Origin of the sequence: Zhongshania sp., assembly GCF_029212375.1 — a bacterium.
Lineage (GTDB): Bacteria > Pseudomonadota > Gammaproteobacteria > Pseudomonadales > Spongiibacteraceae > Spongiibacter.
In genome coordinates this window covers 120,532-135,121 of record NZ_JARGNU010000005.1, presented here as the reverse complement: position 1 = coordinate 135,121, position 14,590 = coordinate 120,532, and the positions used below count along the sequence as shown (strand labels likewise).

At 50.7% G+C, this 14,590-nt stretch carries 10 protein-coding genes; 4 read left to right on the top strand and 6 right to left on the bottom strand.

From position 1 onward, the window contains the following. Positions 1–170: 170 nt before the first annotated feature. Positions 171–2,585 (top strand): AsmA family protein, encoded by a 2,415-nt coding sequence (locus P1U47_RS07360; RefSeq protein ID WP_301028033.1) that lies wholly within the window; start codon positions 171–173, stop codon positions 2,583–2,585. A 107-nt stretch (positions 2,586–2,692) separates the two neighbouring features. Here P1U47_RS07360 and ald read toward each other — a convergent pair whose 3' ends face one another. Continuing rightward, positions 2,693–3,811, bottom strand: a complete 1,119-nt coding sequence (gene ald, locus P1U47_RS07355) for an alanine dehydrogenase (RefSeq protein WP_301028032.1) — start codon at positions 3,809–3,811, stop codon at positions 2,693–2,695. 56 nt (positions 3,812–3,867) lie between these two features. After that, entirely contained in the window at positions 3,868–4,704 is an 837-nt protein-coding gene (locus P1U47_RS07350; RefSeq protein ID WP_366943130.1) for an MBL fold metallo-hydrolase, read from the bottom strand. Between the two features lie 248 nt (positions 4,705–4,952). Here P1U47_RS07350 and P1U47_RS07345 point away from each other — a divergent pair, with 248 nt between their 5' ends. Further along, the gene (locus P1U47_RS07345; protein ID WP_301028031.1) at positions 4,953–6,320 is read left to right on the top strand and encodes a sterol desaturase family protein; all 1,368 of its coding nucleotides are present in this window, start codon (positions 4,953–4,955) and stop codon (positions 6,318–6,320) included. On the opposite strand, the gene P1U47_RS07340 is transcribed toward P1U47_RS07345, so the two are convergent. Both P1U47_RS07340 and fabV read right to left on the bottom strand, forming a co-directional pair. After that, positions 6,256–7,617: an MATE family efflux transporter gene (locus P1U47_RS07340; protein WP_301028029.1), complete on the bottom strand. Its 1,362-nt coding sequence runs from the start codon at positions 7,615–7,617 to the stop codon at positions 6,256–6,258. The two genes, P1U47_RS07345 and P1U47_RS07340, sit on opposite strands and share 65 nt — an antisense overlap. Positions 7,618–7,732: 115 nt before the next feature. Next, positions 7,733–8,923 carry an enoyl-ACP reductase FabV gene (gene fabV / locus P1U47_RS07335; RefSeq protein WP_301028028.1) on the bottom strand — a complete coding sequence of 397 codons (1,191 nt, stop codon included), beginning with the start codon at positions 8,921–8,923 and terminating at the stop codon, positions 7,733–7,735. 424 nt (positions 8,924–9,347) lie between these two features. On the opposite strand from fabV, the gene P1U47_RS07330 reads away from it, so the two are divergent. Both P1U47_RS07330 and P1U47_RS07325 read left to right on the top strand, forming a co-directional pair. After that, positions 9,348–11,171, top strand: coding sequence for a CHASE domain-containing protein (locus P1U47_RS07330; protein ID WP_301028027.1), 1,824 nt, complete (start codon positions 9,348–9,350; stop codon positions 11,169–11,171). After that, positions 11,168–11,575 carry a response regulator gene (locus P1U47_RS07325; RefSeq protein WP_301028025.1) on the top strand — a complete coding sequence of 136 codons (408 nt, stop codon included), beginning with the start codon at positions 11,168–11,170 and terminating at the stop codon, positions 11,573–11,575. Before P1U47_RS07330 ends, P1U47_RS07325 begins: the two co-directional genes overlap by 4 nt. A 59-nt stretch (positions 11,576–11,634) precedes the next feature. Here the strand turns inward: P1U47_RS07325 and P1U47_RS07320 are convergent, their stop codons facing one another. Both P1U47_RS07320 and P1U47_RS07315 read right to left on the bottom strand, forming a co-directional pair. Then, complete coding sequence (locus P1U47_RS07320) at positions 11,635–11,985, bottom strand: hypothetical protein (protein WP_301028024.1); 351 nt, start codon at positions 11,983–11,985, stop codon at positions 11,635–11,637. 238 nt (positions 11,986–12,223) lie between these two features. Continuing rightward, positions 12,224–14,494, bottom strand: coding sequence for an esterase-like activity of phytase family protein (locus tag P1U47_RS07315; RefSeq protein WP_301028023.1), 2,271 nt, complete (start codon positions 14,492–14,494; stop codon positions 12,224–12,226). Positions 14,495–14,590 lie beyond the last annotated feature (96 nt).

Here is a 14,590-nt window from a genome sequence, read left to right as displayed (position 1 = left end):
TTCTTGCGTAATTCTACTGCGTCACATCAATGGCGCTGCATTTACGGCACAATTGGCTATACTTAGCGCACGAACCGTTTGGTGAACTTATCGGCAGCGACAGGTCAAACCCATACTATCCAAAATAGATCTACCCACCCTGCTAAGACCAAAAATACATGGAGAGATAAATGGCCCGCGCAATAAAATACATTTTTATCGGCCTGCTCAGCGTTGTAATTTTAGCTGGCAGCGCCATTGCCGCCTTGGTATTTTGGGTAGACCCAAATATCTTTAAAGATGAAATTGAAAAACTCGCCGCCGACCAAGGCTTGATTTTGCACTTGGACGGCGATTTAGCTTGGCAGATATATCCCGACATTCAAATTGCACTCGGCGCCGCCAGTCTCGCCATCCCCGACGCGAGCACCACACCCAATTCAAGTACAGGGGAAAGCACCGAGATTGTGCGCTTTGAACAGGCCCAACTCGCGGTTGCCCTAAAACCCTTGCTGCAAAAAAATATTGTTATTAAAGGCATTACCCTGAAGGGCCTCAATGCCAACTTGGTGGTTGACGAACAGGGCGTGGGTAATTGGAGCAATATTGGCAAGCAATCTGCTTCGGCAGCTAAGGAGCCGACCACCGAGAGCAGTGCCCCCCAGCAATTGGGCATTCAAAAATTCCAATTAGCAAACAGCACCGTGCACTACCGCAACGCCCAAACAGGGCAGACCATCGCGCTCGAAAAGCTCAATGTAAACGGCGAAGATATTCAGCTTACCAACAAAGCTTTTCCCCTAGAATTTAGTGCGGCAATTAATTTCAAAGACCCTCTGCAAAGTTTGGCGGCCGACATTAGCCTTAGCGCCAAAGTACAAGTTAACGACACCATGGATAATATAATCGTCAATGACGGCGACATTAGCCTTAGTGCCGAACATCGCAACGAACAAGCACAGGTCTCGGCAAAAACTCGGCTCAAGCTGGCCGCCACCGCGAACTTCAAAGACGCCTTGGTTTGGTCACTGTCTGAGCTTGCCGTGCAGAACACCACCATGCAGTACGCCGCCAAAGACGGCACTAAATTAGAGTTGAAATCCTTGGATGTCAGCGGTGCTATTCAGCCTGGTGGCGACGCGAACGCCCTGAGCGTGGCGTCGGCGCTAAACTACAGCGCCACGAATCAAAGCCCTATTAGCACCAAAATCAAACTAGACACCCGGCTAAAGGTTGACGCCGCGCTGAACAATTTCACTGCGAGCAACACCGTGCTAGCTGCCGACGTTGGCGACGAAATACTCACTTTGAAAGGCGATGCCAACGCAAGTGTGAGCCCCTTGGTCTATCAGGCCAGCCTGCAGCTCAGCCCCGCCAATCTCCGCAATATTGCGAAGACATTGGCCATTAGCCTCCCAGAAATGGCAGAGCCAAGCACGTTGAGCAACGTAGGGGTAAAAGCTAAGATTAAAGGCGATGACAAGCTTATTAGCATTTCTGATCTCAACGCCACCTTAGACACCACCACGATAAGTGGCGACGCCAGTTTGCCCATGAACAAGGAGCAAGTTACCAAGCTAAATCTTGCCATTGATAAAATTAATCTCGACCACTATTTGCCGCCCAAGCCGCCAGCAGACGCCAGTCAAGCCAATGACAAAACCACGCCGCCGGCCGGCAGCACGCCGAGTAGCGATGAGCTTCCTCTGCCCAGAGAGCTATTAAACGCCCAAAATATTAGCGCTAAGCTGAAAATTGGTGAACTTGTGGTCAGCCAGCTGCCCTTTAAAGATCTCAATGTAACGCTGGCGGCTAAGCAAGGCCTTAGCCGCATTAGCCCCTTTAGCGGCCTTGTTTACGACAGCCCGTTTAAAATCGAAACCGAATTGGACACCCGCGCCGTGGCGGCCAAACTCCACATAAAGGCCAACAGCGATCAACTTCCGCTTGGCAAGGTGTTAACCGCCCTAGAGATCAGTCAGGAATTGTCTGGGCTAAGCAATGTTAATCTCGACCTCAACACCAGCGGCACCACCATCAGCGGTCTCAAAAAGAACCTTGACGGCAATATTGCACTGAGCGGCCAAAAGTTGCGTTTAGCCAATATGAATATCGAACGCGCTTTCTGCCAGCTGGTAACTCGCCTGCAGCAGGAAACCTTCGACCCCAATAATTGGCCGCTGTACACCGACCTGCAAGACACCACCACCAAGATTGTGATCACTAAAGGCGTGGCCAAAATTGAGCAGTTTAATGCCGGTGTCACCAAACTGGCTTTGCGCGGCAGCGGAAGCGTTGACTTAAATAATGACAGTTTCGACGTGGTGCTCAACAGCCGCCTCGCCCAAGGCGATCAAGAGGCCATGGCGTGTAAAATAAACAACGAAAAATTACTGAATCGCGATATTCCAATTCGCTGCAAAGCGAGCTTCGGCAGTATTGGCGCCACCAGCTGCCTGCCCGATTTTCGCGTGATTGAGGACATTGCCAAGGAAAAAGCCAAAAATAAAATCGAAGAAAAAACCCAGGAGTTAATTGATCGTAAGATGGGTGGCGAAAATGGCGAAGCCGCCAAGCAGTTATTCAATCAGTTTTTCAAAAAATAAACGCGCCTGAATAGGCGGAACGGCAAGCAAAGAACGATGACTCGCGGTGTAGATGTTCAGGTCTCGACCTCTACACCGCAGTAATCGGCTAGTTTCGCAGCGACAGTTCACTCAAGCACCACGTTCCAAAGGCTATATTCGCGCTGCTGAGCGCCCGCAACCGCTGGGCAGGTCAACATTCCCCGCGCCACACTTAAGCCTGCAGCCAAACCAGGATTAGCGTTTAAACACGCCTGCAAACCACTGGCTGCTAATTTTTGCACATAGGGCAAGCTCGCCTGACTGAGCGCTTGGGTAGCGGTGCGCGCCACCGCGCTGGGAATGTTGGCCACGCAATAATGCACAATCCCCGCCTCGACAAAGCTTGGCGCCAAGTGGGTGGTGGGCCGCGTGGTGGCAAAGCAACCGCCTTGATCGACGGCAACGTCAACCAATACAGAACCCACTGCCAAGTACTTGAGGTCCTCAACGCTTAACAGCTTAGGGGCCGCGGCACCTGGTACTAATGCGGCGCCAACAACCATATCGGCGTCGGCCAGCAAGCTCGGCAAATCGAGTCCCTCACTGCCAATTGCGGTAAAGCGATCGCTAGTAAACTGCGCAGCCAGACTGGCGCGACGTGGCGCAAAGGGTTCTATTAATGTGACTTTAGCACCCATGCCCAGCGCCACATCGGCGGCATTGCTACCAACCACGCCACCGCCAAAAATCAAGACATGGCCTGGATCTAAACCGGCAACCGAACCAAGCAAAACTCCCGAACCGCCTTGGGCTTTTTCTAGGCAGTGAGCACCGGCTTGGGTGGCTAAGCGGCCAGCAATTTCGCTCATAGGTTTGAGCAGCGGGAGGCGCCCATGCTCGTCAGTAATGGTTTCGTAGGCAATACAATTGGCGCCACTGGCAATAAGCGCATCGGTAAGCGCGCGATTAGGGGCAAGATGCAAGTAACAAAACAACATTTGCCCTGCGCGCAGCCGCGCCACTTCTTCGGTTTGGGGTTCTTTTACTTTTACGATCAGCTCGGCTTGCTGGTATAGCTCACCAACGCTGGCAAGGATCTGAGCGCCGCTGGCGCGGAATTCCCCATCGTGGTAACCCGAGTCTAAACCTGCGCCCGATTCCAATAAGACTTGGTGCCCCTGCTGCGTGAGCATTAAGACCGCTTGTGGGGTTAAACCAACACGATATTCCTGAGCTTTGATTTCTTTGGGTACACCGATACGCATACAAACCCCTTTCCATCGTTGCTTAAATCTAGAAAAACGTCCTCTCTACTTGCAATCTACACCAGCTCCCACTGGCCCTCGTGTTGGCGAGCGCTAGACTCCTTCTCTAATTTAAGCAGATGCGCCCATAAAGACAATTTTGCAATGGGGTGAATGCTCACATCAACATCACGATACGCCACCGCCACCAAGGCGTCGAGGTCGCCTTTTACGACCTCCTTAAACGCGGCGACAATTTTCGCTTCTCGCCCTCGTCGGTGGGCAACCAAGGCCTCCACCTCGGCGTGGGGGCTAGCGATTAAACTGCCGTGGCCCGGCGCCAAATATTGCATGGGGTAATCGAGTAGTAAGTGCAGCGAGTCAACATAGTCGGCCATATCACCAGCAGGTGGAATTATCACCACCGTGGAGCCCTGCATAATATGATCGCCGGTAAACACGGCGCCGGTGGCTTCGTGTAAGAAGCAAAAATGATTCGCAACATGGCCAGGGGTGTAAATTGCGCGCAGCGAGCTGCCCTCAATAGCAAAGCAATCGTCGTGAGCAAGGCCCTGTGTGGGCGCAAAACTCTGATCCTGATATCCGTCATCAACAATACGCGCACCAATCACCGGCACACCTGGAAAATAGTCTTGTAAAGTGGCAGCGCCCGGCGAGTGGTCGGAGTGGGTGTGGGTGGTCACAATGCGCTCCACCTCGGCTCCCAGGGTTGCCACGGCCGCCACAATAGCGTCGATATGCGCTGGAATATCTGGGCCTGGATCTAAAATAGTAATGGCCTTACTACCCAGCAAATAGGTGTTGGTGCCCGGCCCCGTTAATGCACTGGGGTTAGGCGCCACCAGCCGGTGAATACCGGGAAGAATTGTCTCCAAAACACCTGCTTGCATCATAAAGCCCGTCTCGCATTCAAGTTAGTCACTGTACATATCTGTAAATCATTAATATGAGAAGAGTAAGAGCCTAAATAGCCAATGGCAAGTCGACAACGCAACGCGTTGCTATCGGTGTATGCAGGGACACCTGCCCGTGATCGAAAAAGCCATCACTAAGACTCATTTATGGTATATTGTGTAAATGGAGCAACGCCGTTCAGGACGACATAATTTTGCCACTGGCGCTTAAGCCAGCAGGGGAACGCGTGAAACGCTTATTCTATCTACTATTCAAAGCCGAGATTCCCGATTTTGGCGAACGCTATCGCAGGCTTGCCAATGCGTTGGTAATTGCATTTGCGCTCACCTACAGTATCGGTTTTTTACAGCTTCTGCACCTTGGCGCCTACCTCGGCCCAGGCCTTGGCGACGTAGTCAGCTTTCAACCACTACTGGACAGTTTGCACCAACTGCACCGCGCGCAGCCAATGTTGTGGTATAGCGCCCTCAGCTTACTGGCCTTTACTACCCTATTCAGACTTGTCGTGATACTGGCTGGCTATTTTCTATTTCAGCGAGAACAAGGCAAGCCCTACCCAATTCAGTGGCTTGCAGTTTTTTTATTCACCAATGTCCTCGCCACGGCGGCCATTCCGCTAATACTGTTTGGCCTTGGCATACTGGGCAGTTTAGCAGGCCTAGACTTTAGCCTCGGCTGGCATTGGATAAGCCTCAATGTAAGCTTTGCCCACCAGCTCGTTATGCAGAATATACCAACGATTTTCGATACACCAGCGCCCTTAGCGGTCGTTATTATTGCGGTACTAAGCGGGTTTTTCCACTACTGGTTTCACCGTCTCGGCCACAGTTATCGCCTTCTCTGGCTATTATTCCACCGCCCCCACCACATGACCCCAGCGCTGATTCAGCCCACCACCCTCGCGGTATTCAGCGCTCTACCACTGTTTGTGTTTTTGGTACTGCCCTACAATTTAGTACTGGGCGCCTGTACCAAACTATTCAGCACTGAGCCGCTGTATACCGAGGTGATTATTTATAATTGCCTCATTTTGATTCCAGAGATTTTTGGTCATCAGACGGCCTTATACCGCTGGGCATCCCGCAGCCGAATCATTCGCGTGGCGAGTTTTATCTCGGGCGGTGGCGTGTATCACTATATGCACCATTCATCGGAACCCGAACACTGCGGCCGCAGCGGCGCAGTGAACTTGGTCAATATTGGCGGTGGCCCGCTGTTTATTTGGGACATTATGTTTGGCACTTACTGCCCGCTCAGCGCCACTACGCCCCGCGTTGGCCTCAGCGGCCAGCCGACTTTACACATGAACCCACTGCGCCTGACCCTAGCGGGCGTGATGCAGGTGGGCAATGAGTTGCTGGCCAACCCCAGTTGGGCGGTAAAATGGCGCGTACTGAGCGGTAGTTCGGCCTATAGACCACGTATCAGCCACGATTTTGCTATTCGCAGTAATAAGTCAGTAACTGCGCAAGAAATACCCAGTCCGCTCTTTGCGCCTTCGCAGTATTTTTCACCTGCAAGCACCAAGCCTAGTGCAAGGGCTGGCGTAATCGCCAACGCAAGCGCAGGCCCAGCAATACCGCGGCAGAGCTAAGCCCCGCAAACAGACCCAACCAAAAGCCACTGGGCCCCATTGCGGGCACGGCTAAATCGGTCATGGCGAGCATATAGCCGAGTGGCAGACCAACACCCCAGTAGGCAAACAAGGTCAATACCATTGGGATAGTGGTGTCTTCAAAGCCCCGTAAACAGCCGTTTGCCGTTACCTGAATAGCATCAGAGATTTGATATAGGGCGGCAAAGAGTAAAAGGTAGCTCGCCAAGCTAATCACCGCGGCGTTATCGGTATAAATTAACGGTATCCAAGCTCTGGTCAGCACCAGCAAGGCCGCAGCCGTGCCACCAATACAGAGGGTAATTTTAAACGCGATTTTCACTGCGCGGCGCAGCCCCTCGGGGTCATTGCCACCGCGGGCAAGGCCGACCCGCGTGGTCGCCGCCAATGCAAAACTTAGGGGCAGCATAAACACCAGCGAGGTAAAATTGAGCGCCAGCTGATGCCCCGCAACAATTTCTGCCCCCGCCTGGCTGATAAACAGCGCGATAATGCAAAACACACTCACTTCAAAAAAGATGGTCATGCCAACTGGCAGGCCCAGCTTAAGTAAATAAGCGATGGTGCGTGGCTCCCAGTGCCAGGGCTTAAAGCTTAAACGAACCTCTTGATAAACTCGGTGCCGATATACATAGACCAGCATCATTATAGCCATCAGCCACATCACAATTGCTGTAGCCCAACCACAACCAACGCCGCCCATCGCGGGTACGCCCAGCTTGCCGTAGATCAAAACGTAATTGATAGGGATATTGGCAAGCAGCCCGACAACACTAATGATTAACACTGGGCGGGTGTGGCTCAAAGCCTCGGTATAGCTGCGCAACGCCAACACCAGTGCTACCGCCGGCATTCCCCAGCTCAAACCGAACAGGTACTCCAGCACCAGCGGACGCATGGCGGGATCAACATCCATAAACTCGAGTAGCGGTTCGGTATTGCACAGCAATACCATGGCGATAAGCCCCACCCCAATCGCGATAGTGGTCACCTGATGCATCAGCGGGTTGATACGCTGCAATTGCTTGCCACCAACGTGGCGAGCCAACACCGAGGTGGCGCTCATCAACATGCCGGTCATAAAGAGGAATACTGGCACCCAAATACTGGCGCCCACCCCCACTGCCGCCAAATCCAAAGCGGACACGCGGCCAGACATCACCGTGTCGACAAAGCCATTGGCCGACTGGGCGAGTTGGCCACCAAAAATTGGCAGCGCCAATTTTAACTGGGCACTCAATTCCTGACGGGATAATTGACGAGACATTAAAGACATGGAAATTCCGACGCAAAAAGCCGCCACACTCTAGCTCAGCGCGGGCCTTGCCGCAAATGCTACGGGCATAAAAAAAGGAAGCCGCAGCTTCCTTTTTAAACAAACAGGGCCAAAATTAGACCATGTTTTTAATCGCCACTTCTGGATTAACATCAGCGTCGTAATCTACGCCATCAATTTCAAAGCCAAACAAGCGCAGGAACTCGCGTTTGTAGCCGCTAAAATCAGTGGTCTCGTGAAGATTTTCGGTGGTGACGGCTTCCCACATTTTGGCAACCGCATCTTGCACCTCAGGCCGCATTTCCAAGCCATCGGCCCGCAAACGCCCCTCGTCATCACAAATTGGCTCGCTGCCATACAGGCTATTTTTGAACAGGCCGTAAACTTGCTCAATACAGCCCTCGTGGCTGCCATCGCCTTTCATGACTTTAAACAACAGCGCCAAATACAGAGGCATAACCGGAATTGCCGAGCTAGCTTGGGTAACAACCGCTTTAAGCACCGACACCCGTGCGTCGCCACCTTTGGCGGCGAGGCGTTCGCGAATATTAATCACGCGCTTATCCAGGTCTTTCTTGGCTGCGCCAATCGTGCCGTGCCAGTAGATATCCCAGGTTAGACGGTCACCTAAATAGGTGTAAGCGGTAGTCTTGGCACCATCGGCCAGTACACCGGCGTCGTCCAGTGCATCAATCCACATTTGCCAATCTTCACCACCCATTACCGCAACAGTGTTGCTTATCTCTTCGTCGCTGGCCGCAGCCAAGGTAAAGTTTTCGATGGTTTCTTTATCGGTATTCACGCCGCGCTGGGTAACATCTTTACCAATCGGTTTTAAGGTAGAGTTATACACCACACCTGTTTTAGGGTGCTGGCGACGCGGCGAGGCCAAGCTATACACCACTAAATCGACCTGACCAAGATCGGCTTTAATCTGCGCAATGGTCTTTTCTTTAATGGCATCGGAAAACGCGTCGCCATTAATGCTCTTTGCATACAGGCCTTCGGCCTCGGCAAATTTATGAAAGCCTGCCGAGTTATACCAACCAGCGGTGCCAGGCTTTCTTTCAATCCCTTCTTTCTCAAAGAAGATACCCAAGGTGGCGGCGCCAGCGCCAAAGGCGGCTGTAATCCGTGAAGCAAGGCCGTATCCCGTAGAGGCACCAATTACCAGCACCCGCTTAGGACCATCTGCAATTGGCCCCTGCGCTTTAACATAATCGATTTGCTGACTAACATTGGCCTCACAACCCTTGGGGTGAGTTGTTACACACATAAAACCACGTACACGAGGCTTGATGATCATAAAGGGTCCCTGCTCCGAATAATTGAATAAAACTTGTAACGTGTGGGCATTATAACCACCCTTGCCCGCTCGCACTAATACTCAGCGTAAACATCCGGCGCACCAAGCGCTGCACATCATCAATAATGACCATGGCTACTCAAAACCTTATAGCCTCGCGATTTTTCCCCGAACCTCGTTACGACGTTAGCTATTGCAGTACTTGTACGTAGTTGCCGTCAATAACTAAGTCGACACAGTAGTAGTGCCAGACATAGCTACCTATACTGTGGACTAAGCTGGGCGCAGGGCCGCGGACCCTAGGAATTAACTATTTGAATAACATCCGCTAAGCTGCGGCCAAATGCTATAAATAAACAAGCCATCACCCTCATTGGCTATGATATTGGTGGCAAGTATTTCCTACAGGTTATTTGTCCACACTATGACTGAACAGCAAATACCAGAAAAGGATCAAGGTGCCATCCTCACCGAACAGCAAGCCTTGGAAAAGGCCGGCGGTTTGCATTGGGTCCACTGGCTAGTGGTGAGCTTGTCACTCCTGCTAACCCTTGGTGTATGGCAATATTCCCGCCACCAAGTGCAAGACAAAATCGAGACTCGCTTTAGCCGCGAAGCAGATCAAAGTATTACGTTACTTTCGGAGCGTCTGCAGAAATACGAAGATGCGCTGTGGGCTGGAGTTGCTACCATCCAATCCCACGATGGGAATATGAGCCGACATCAATGGCAAGAATTTGCCAGCGCGCTGCACTTGCCAATTAAATACAAGGGTATCAACGGCATTGGCGTAATTCACAAGGTAAGCAAGGGCGATTTAGATCGCTATTATGTGGAGCAGCGCAAAAGCCGAGCTAATTATGAAATTCACCCTCAGCACAACAATGGCTACTTACTCCCCATTACCTATATAGAACCAGAAAAAGACAATCTGGCCGCGGTCGGGCTTGATGTTGCCCACGAGACTAATCGTTTAACCGCCGCGCTTAAGGCTCGCGATACCGGCCAAGCGCAAATCACCGGTCCGATTGTCTTGGTACAAGATGCCGAGAAAACCCCAGGTTTTTTGTTTTACGCACCGTTCTATCGCAAACCTCCGCCTGTTAACGCGGTTAGTAGCCTAGAAAGCAGGCGCGCGCAATTTGAGGGCATGGTTTACGCCCCCTTCGTTGTTCATAAGCTGATGCGTGGCACCTTGGAGAAAAGTCGTCGCCAGGTCGGTATTCGCATTAGCGACCAAGGCGAGTCGCTATACGATGAAAACAATCGCGATGAAGCCTACTTTGACCCCAATCCACTGTTCAAAAAAAGTTACACTATTGAGGTTTATGGGCGGGAATGGCTGGTCGAGGTGTGGTCAACCAAGGCATTTCGCGCAGAAACTCAAAATACTCAACCCACCTTAATACTCATTGGCGGTATTTTTGTCGACCTCCTGTTGCTTAGCCTATTTCTATTACTCTCGCGGGCCAATCGCCGCGCGCTGGGATTTGCACAGCGCATGTCTGAGGGCTATCAACTCAAGGCGCAGCAATTACAAAAATCGGTCCTGCGCTTAGAAGCGTCCAACGAAGAATTAGCCCAATTTGCCTTTGCTGCATCTCACGACCTTCAGGAGCCCTTGCGTACTTTAAGCAATTTTAGCGATCTACTGCGCGAAGAGCTGTCGGGTAGCGAACCCAATGAACGGGTTTTAATGTCGGTAAACTTTATTGGCGAAGCCGCCGAGCGGATGCGCAAGCTCGTGTTTGGGCTAATGTCTTACAGCCGGATAGGCAGAGCCCCAGAACTGGTTACGGTTAACTGCGAAGCGCTTGTTAGCAAGGTCATTGCCGATTTAGATGCAGGCATTAATTCTGACACTACCCACATTAAGATAGGTCGTTTACCGGTGATAACGGCCTATGAAACCGAATTGCGCATTCTCTTCCAAAATCTGATTAGCAATGCCTTAAAATTCAGAAAACCAGACACCCCTCTGCAAATTGACATTAGCTGTGTAGATAAAAAAAGCGACTGGTGTTTTACTGTCAGTGATAATGGCATTGGTATTGAGGCTGAGTATATAGACCAAATTTTTATGATATTTAAACGCCTGCACAGCCAAGACACCTACCCCGGCAGCGGTATTGGTCTGGCTAATTGTAAAAAAGTTATTAATTTGCACGGCGGCAAAATTTGGGTAGATTCTGCTTTAAACCAAGGCTGCCGCTTTTGCTTTACTATACCCAAGGTGATATCGATATGACCGCGAAGCTCGAAAAAATTATCTTGGTTGACGACAGCAGTGCTGACAATTACTACCACCAAATGATTATTGAAAAAGCGCGTATCTGCAAAACGGTCACCAGCTACACCCTCGCTGCCGAGGCCTTGAATACCATTGGCAGCGCCATAAAACTAAAGCAGCGGCTACCCGAACTCATTTTTTTAGACCTCAATATGCCGGCCATTAATGGCTGGGAATTCCTTGATCGATATGAAGGTATTGTTCCCCAGGATTTACGCCAACCTGTGATTATTATTTTATCAACATCCGTCAACCCCAGTGATCATGAGCGCGCAGAGTCGCACCCCGCTGTATCTGCGTATTGCAGTAAGCCGCTTAACGCAGACAAATTGCAGGATATTGTGGAGCAATATTTTTCCTAGGGCCGGTGCAGATAACGTGGTTAATTAAGTCCACCGTTATGGTACTCCACACAGCAATCTCACTCCTTCTCAAAAGCGTCTTCAATCGTTTTTCCTACTAAATATGCACCGATCGCGGCAAGCACAACTAAAACCCCAGCAGCGAACCCCGTCGTTTTTAGAAAACTAAACGCCTTCTCTTTGACTTCGTCTACTTCAGAAAAAAGATGAGAGTGCCCAGCTTTATCACTAAAGCCAAGTTCAGTTATTGCAGTAATAACCGAAGTTTCGTGTTTACCGCTGACAAAATACACCAGATAAGAATTACTCAGCTGCAGTGGTAGAGGTTTGTTTACCGCCGGCCGATAAATTCGCGTATTTGTGCAAGCGCTTAAGCTAAAGGCCATCGTAATGGCGATTAATTGACGCAACCGAAGCTTTCTGAGCTGCATATGAGATCCATCCCAATACCAGACAATTCCATTTCCAGCTAATATACTAAAGTATTCGCCAGCCTAGCGAAGAATATCAACACACAAAAATCACAACGGTCTGCAAGAAAAAATATTAGCGCCGGATGGCGACCCCGCTTTAGCCTTCACAAGTATCAATCAAACAAACAAAAAAAACCCGCACTAAGGCGGGTTTTAAGCGGCATTGAACTTAGTTTTAAAATAACTTACCTAGGTTTAATAACTGCGTTTCACCATTGCTGTCATCAACGCCATCATTATCATTCACCATTAGCAAATCGCCATTTTCCAGCAGCGCCAAACCTTCAATTTTCTCGGTAACCAGACCACCCGTTGCCTTCATATCGGCAAGTACATCGCGCACGAGGGTTTTGCTTACCGTGGCACCATTGGCAAGACCGGTCGTATCAAACTTGTACAAACGTTTAATTACTGCGTCTGGCCCACCTTGGTTGTCCCGCTCAATAACCACGAACTCGCCATTGCCTAAGGCAGTTATTTCCGACAAGCCTACCCAACCACCGTTCTGAGATTCTGGGGCATCTAGCGTATAAAACAAGAAGCTCCAGCTTTGCGCATTAATGTCGTAAATACCAATCCGCACCTTATCCTCTGTCTGCCAAGCGCGCTGGAAGGCGACGTAAAGCTTACCTTCATGCTCGGCAACCCCTTCAAAGCCATTATTGCGCTGCAGTAAATTAACCGCTGCGGGCAAAGTTACCGCCTGCTGGATCACCCCATTTGCGTCGGTTTCAATCAGTACATTCATACTGCTAACAGGGCCATCAATTAGGCTGCCCTTGCCCTCAGAGGCAATCCAAAAACTACCGTCTGCCAGTTTGGCAACACCTTCGGGGTCAATATTAACGGTCTTATCTTCGTTCACCGTACCCGCAGGCAAGGTTCCCAACGGCAAGGTAGCGAGCACACCGTTAGTGTCGACAATACGGGTTTCCGCAGTGATTACCGCTGGCTGCGCGCTAACATCTAAGGTAAAAATGCGGTTCTTCTTGTAGTAACTATCGTCTACCGCGTAAACCAACTTGCTGTCAGATGGATCGGCAGACAAGCCCGACAAGGCGCTCCACGATATTGGTGAGCCATCCTCGCGATCGTTAGACACGATGGTCGGGTAGCTAGCCGCCGCAGTGCTATATTGGTATATATTTAAGCCCGAGCGGATTACATCGCCACGGCTATCTTCCTCGCTAGCTGCAATCAACAGATTGCGCGAAGGGATAGCCAAGGCGCCCTCTGGACCCACGCCAGCGGGAAGCACTTGTTTAAATACCGGCTTGGTGTAGTCAGCCACGTCGTACACAAACACAACACTGGCGCGCTCGGAGTTTACAAACAGCAACTGATCTTCGCCAAATACGCCGTATTCAGCATTTTCTGGTTCATTACCTTTGTTCTCGGAGCGAGACTCTGGGTAGTGACCAATGCGGGCGGTGAGCTGATCTAAAGTATTACCTGCCTCATAAACGACTTCACCGGCGGTGTTAAACACACTAAAGCTGCGGCTACCACCGTCGAGGTCGCCTTCGTTGGCGGTGACAAAGTATTCAGTAGACAGCCAGCTCACACCATCGGGTTCACGCAACACATCGTCGAGCGATTCATTCTGGGTAATAACATCATCTTCATTGGCATCAATTCCAGTCAGGTCGACACTGCCGGCGCTGAATTCATTAACGATGCTACCGTCTGAAAGATCGACTAAAACAATGTGGTTGTTTTCCTGCATTGAGACAACGGCAATATTATCGGCGTTGATATCAACAAATTCTGGTTCAGGATCGGTAGGGTACAAATCGGCCAAGCCAGCGAGGTCAACGGTATTGCTGGTCCAGTCTGCTGGCTCGCCGGTTAATTTCACAATAACCAAATTACCTGCTGGCATTTGCGGTAAGGCGCCATCATTAAGGTCTTCGTCACGCTCATTTTCAATGACTACCGCTGCGTAGCTACCGTCGGGGCTAACCGCCACCGAGTCTGGCTGACCACCCACATCAATAGAATGCACTATGCTGCGGGTGGCAATATCTACAACAACCAGTAAACCGGAAACACTCACAAAATCACTGCTGGTATTAACGCCCACAAGCGCGTAATTGCCCTTAACGGCCACCGAGGTTGGTTCACCGGCCAGCGGCAATACACCTAGGCCCGTCGGCGTTGCTGGATTGGTGATATCGACAAAACCCAGTTGCTCTTTGGGGCTGTCGGTGTAAATAAGGGTCATACCGTCGGTGCTGGCAGCAACAATTTCGGCGGCCGTAGCGTCATCGCTGTTACATGTGGGATCCGCTTGCATGCATACCGGATATACCGCAATGCGGTTAAAGCTTTTCGCTTCACTGCTTTGCACCGCGTGAGTTTTGTTGTCATCGCCACCGCAGGCGGCCAAAAACAGAGGCGTTGCCAGTGCAATCCCCCAAGATAATGCTGTTTTCTTAAATTGCATGCTTCCTCCAGAATTACTGCGAAAATAATAATCGCTAAAGACTACGGGGGAATTGCGACAAAACACTGACAGTTTTATGTCAGAAATAAGGCGATT

What these genes read in the sequence shown, in the direction of transcription:
- P1U47_RS07360 (WP_301028033.1), top strand. Translation starts at nt 171, where the DNA reads ATGGCCCGCGCAATAAAATACATTTTTATCGGCCTGCTCAGCGTTGTA.
- ald (WP_301028032.1), bottom strand. Translation starts at nt 3,811, where the DNA reads ATGCGTATCGGTGTACCCAAAGAAATCAAAGCTCAGGAATATCGTGTT.
- P1U47_RS07350 (WP_366943130.1), bottom strand. Translation starts at nt 4,704, where the DNA reads ATGATGCAAGCAGGTGTTTTGGAGACAATTCTTCCCGGTATTCACCGG.
- P1U47_RS07340 (WP_301028029.1), bottom strand. Translation starts at nt 7,617, where the DNA reads ATGTCTTTAATGTCTCGTCAATTATCCCGTCAGGAATTGAGTGCCCAG.
- fabV (WP_301028028.1), bottom strand. Translation starts at nt 8,923, where the DNA reads ATGATCATCAAGCCTCGTGTACGTGGTTTTATGTGTGTAACAACTCAC.
- P1U47_RS07330 (WP_301028027.1), top strand. Translation starts at nt 9,348, where the DNA reads ATGACTGAACAGCAAATACCAGAAAAGGATCAAGGTGCCATCCTCACC.
- P1U47_RS07325 (WP_301028025.1), top strand. Translation starts at nt 11,168, where the DNA reads ATGACCGCGAAGCTCGAAAAAATTATCTTGGTTGACGACAGCAGTGCT.
- P1U47_RS07315 (WP_301028023.1), bottom strand. Translation starts at nt 14,494, where the DNA reads ATGCAATTTAAGAAAACAGCATTATCTTGGGGGATTGCACTGGCAACG.